Here is a 3557-nt window from a genome sequence, read left to right as displayed (position 1 = left end):
GATGACTTGACTGACCCGTCGCCAGCGACCACCTTCGCCCACTTGGACGCCACCGTCGTTCTGTCCCGTGACATCGCTTCCCTGGGTATCTACCCAGCGGTCGATCCACTCGACTCGACTTCGCGCCAGCTGGACCCGATGGTTATTGGCCAGGAGCACTACGACACCGCTCGTGGCGTACAGAACGAGCTGCAGCGTAACAAAGAGCTGAAGGACATCATCGCGATTCTGGGTATGGACGAACTGTCCGAAGCAGACAAGCAGCTGGTATCCCGCGCTCGTAAGATCCAGCGCTTCCTGTCCCAGCCATTCTTCGTGGCCGAAGTCTTCACCGGTTCGCCGGGCAAGTACGTCTCCCTGAAGGACACCATCGCTGGTTTCAGCGGTATTCTGAAAGGTGACTACGATCACATGCCGGAGCTGGCGTTCTACATGGTCGGCAGCATCGAAGAAGCCGTCGAAAAAGCGTAGAAACTGTAATCACCCGTGCGTCCGGCAACGGGCGCTTACGGTCTGCTTGAATGCGGGCTCGTGTTCAAGCAAACCGATACGTGAGGTTAGACATGGCTATGACAGTCCATTGCGACATCGTCAGCGCAGAAGGCGAGATCTTCTCCGGTCTGGTCGAGATGGTGATTGCGCACGGCAACCTGGGTGATCTCGGTATCGCTCCAGGCCACGCGCCGCTGATCACCGACCTCAAGCCGGGTCCGATTCGTCTGGTCAAACAGGGCGGCGCTAGCGAGGTGTTCTACATCTCCGGCGGCTTCCTGGAAGTTCAGCCGAATGTGGTGAAAGTGCTGGCTGATACCGTGCAGCGTGCTGCCGATATCGATGAAGCTGCTGCTCAGGAAGCCCTCAAGGCTGCTGAGAAAGCCCTGCATGAGAAAGGCGCGGAATTCGATTACGGCTCCGCGGCCGCTCACCTGGCCGAGGTCGCCGCTCAGCTGCGTACCGTTCAGCAGTTGCGCAAGAAGTTCGGCGGCTAAGGCTTCCACTTCATCGCGAACGAGTAAAAGGGTAGCCTTGGCTACCCTTTTTCTTTGCCTGCTGTTTTTACCCCTGTTCGTTGGCTGGGCTGATAATTTGCCTCGCTTGCGCCTGTTTAGGATCCGCTCTTATGTCGCTCGATATCGTTATCCTCGCCGCCGGCCAAGGCACCCGCATGCGTTCCGCCTTGCCGAAGGTCCTGCACCCGGTTGCCGGCCAGTCGATGCTCGGCCATGTGATCAATACGGCGCGGCAGCTATCGCCTGCGGGTATCCATGTGGTGATCGGCCACGGCGCGGATCTGGTACGGGAACGCCTGGCGGCGGATGACCTGAATTTCGTGCTGCAAAGCGCACAACTGGGCACCGGCCATGCCGTGGCCCAAGCCCTGCCTGCCTTGCGTGCCGAGCGGGTGCTGATTCTCTATGGCGACGTGCCGCTGATCGAAACCGCCACCCTGGAGCGTTTGCTGCAGCAGGTTGGCGACGAGCAGCTAGCGTTGCTTACCGTCGACCTGAACGACCCCACCGGCTACGGCCGTATCCTTCGCGATGCGGATGGCCTGGTGAAGGCCATCGTCGAACACAAAGATGCGACTCCCGAGCAGCGGCAGATCTGCGAAGGCAACACCGGTATCCTCGCGGTGCCCGGCAAGCGCCTGGGCGACTGGCTGGGCCGGCTGTCCAACAGCAATGCCCAGGGCGAGTACTACCTCACCGACGTGATCGCCATGGCCGTAGCCGATGGCCTGGTGGTGGCCACCGAGCAGCCGCTGGATGCCATGGAAGTGCAGGGCGCCAACGACCGCATCCAGCTGGCCGAACTGGAGCGCCACTACCAGCAGCGCGCGGCGCGCCGGCTGATGGCCCAGGGCGTGACCCTGCGCGACCCGGCGCGCTTCGACCTGCGCGGCGAGGTGACTGTGGGCCGCGATGTGCTGATCGATATCAATGTGATACTCGAAGGTCGCGTGCTTATCGAAGACGGTGTGCAGATAGGCCCCAACTGCGTGATTAAGGACTCGATCCTGCGCACAGGCGCCATCGTCAAGGCCAACAGCCATCTGGAAGGGGCCGAGCTGGGCGAGGGCGCCGATTGCGGTCCCTTCGCCCGCCTGCGTCCCGGTGCGGTGTTGGGCGCCAAGGCCCATGTCGGTAACTTTGTCGAACTGAAGAATGCCAGGCTGGGCGAAGGTGCCAAGGCCGGGCACCTGAGCTACCTGGGCGATGCCGAGATAGGCGCGCGGACTAATATCGGCGCCGGCACCATCACCTGCAACTACGATGGCGCCAATAAGTTCAAGACGGTGCTGGGCGAGGACGTCTTTATCGGCTCCAACAGCGCCCTGGTCGCGCCGGTGACCCTGGGCGACCGCGCCACAACAGGCGCCGGTTCGGTGATTACCGCCGATGTGCCGGCCAATAGCCTGGCGGTGGGCCGGGCCAAGCAGCGCAATATCGACGGCTGGAAGCGTCCCAGCAAAAGGTAGGATGGGTTGAGCGAAACGATACCCATGCGGCCCAATCGATGGGTTACACCTGCGGCTAACCCATCCTACGACCCGATCACAAAGGCGACGACTGTCGCCTTTTGTCGTTTTCAGGCTTGACGCAAAAGCTTCATTAGGTTTTGATTCGCGCCATTATCTTTCGAATCGAAACTTAAGCATGTCGAAGCGCAACACGCCGCAACGTCGCCATACCATCCTCGCCTTGCTCGCCGAGCAGGGCGAGGTGAGTGTGGATGAGTTGTCGAAAGCCTTCGCCACCAGCGAGGTGACCATTCGCAAGGACCTCGCCGCCCTGGAGAAGAACGGCCTGCTGCTGCGCCGTTACGGCGGCGCGGTGCCGATGCCGCAGGAGCTGATCGGCGACGGCGTCCAGCCGGTTTCCCAGTACAAGCAGGCCATAGCCCGCGCCGCGGTGGCGCGTATCCGCGAGCATGCGCGGATCATCATCGACAGCGGTACCACCACCGCGGCCATGATTCCGCAGCTGGGGCACAAGCCCGGCCTGGTGGTGATGACCAATTCACTGAACGTGGCCCGCGCCATCAGCGAACTGGAGCATGAGCCGGTGCTGCTGATGACCGGCGGCACCTGGGACCCGCATTCGGAATCCTTCCAGGGCCAGGTCGCCGAGCAGGTGCTGCGCTCCTATGACTTCGACCAGCTGTTTATCGGTGCCGATGGCATCGACCTGGCACGTGGCACCACCACCTTCAATGAGCTGTTGGGCCTCTCCCGGGTGATGGCCGAGGTGGCCCGGGAAGTGGTGGTACTGGTCGAGAGCGACAAGATCGGCCGCAAGATTCCCAACCTGGAGCTGCCCTGGAGCAGCATCCATAGCCTGATAACCGACGAGCGCCTCAGCCTTGAGGCCCGTGAACAATTGACCGCGCGCGGGATCAACCTGATCTGCGCGGACGTTTAAGTTAAGGAGAGACCTATGTGTGGCATCGTGGGCGCAGTCGCCGAACGCAATATCACCGCCGTATTGGTTGAAGGCCTCAAGCGCCTGGAATACCGCGGCTACGACAGCGCCGGCGTGGCGCTGATCAATGAGCAG

Annotated in this window: 3 protein-coding genes and 2 pseudogenes; all 5 read left to right on the top strand. The window is 61.8% G+C overall.

What is annotated here, in order from left to right; genetic code table 11:
- Window positions 1–471: pseudogene (locus Q8Q83_RS16060) on the top strand (F0F1 ATP synthase subunit beta); the annotation flags it as partial.
- A gap of 92 nt (window positions 472–563) precedes the next feature.
- The gene (locus Q8Q83_RS16055; RefSeq protein WP_305625129.1) at window positions 564–989 is read left to right on the top strand and encodes a F0F1 ATP synthase subunit epsilon; all 426 of its coding nucleotides are present in this window, start codon (window positions 564–566) and stop codon (window positions 987–989) included.
- 131 nt (window positions 990–1120) lie between these two features.
- Window positions 1121–2479: a bifunctional UDP-N-acetylglucosamine diphosphorylase/glucosamine-1-phosphate N-acetyltransferase GlmU gene (gene glmU / locus Q8Q83_RS16050; protein ID WP_305625128.1), complete on the top strand. Its 1359-nt coding sequence runs from the start codon at window positions 1121–1123 to the stop codon at window positions 2477–2479.
- Between the two features lie 178 nt (window positions 2480–2657).
- Window positions 2658–3422: a DeoR/GlpR family DNA-binding transcription regulator gene (locus Q8Q83_RS16045; RefSeq protein WP_305625127.1), complete on the top strand. Its 765-nt coding sequence runs from the start codon at window positions 2658–2660 to the stop codon at window positions 3420–3422.
- A gap of 15 nt (window positions 3423–3437) precedes the next feature.
- Window positions 3438–3557: pseudogene (locus tag Q8Q83_RS16040) on the top strand (glutamine amidotransferase class-II); the annotation flags it as partial.

Origin of the sequence: Pseudomonas sp., assembly GCF_030696055.1 — a bacterium.
Lineage (GTDB): Bacteria > Pseudomonadota > Gammaproteobacteria > Pseudomonadales > Pseudomonadaceae > Aquipseudomonas.
This window is presented reverse-complemented; position numbering and strand designations above follow the sequence as displayed.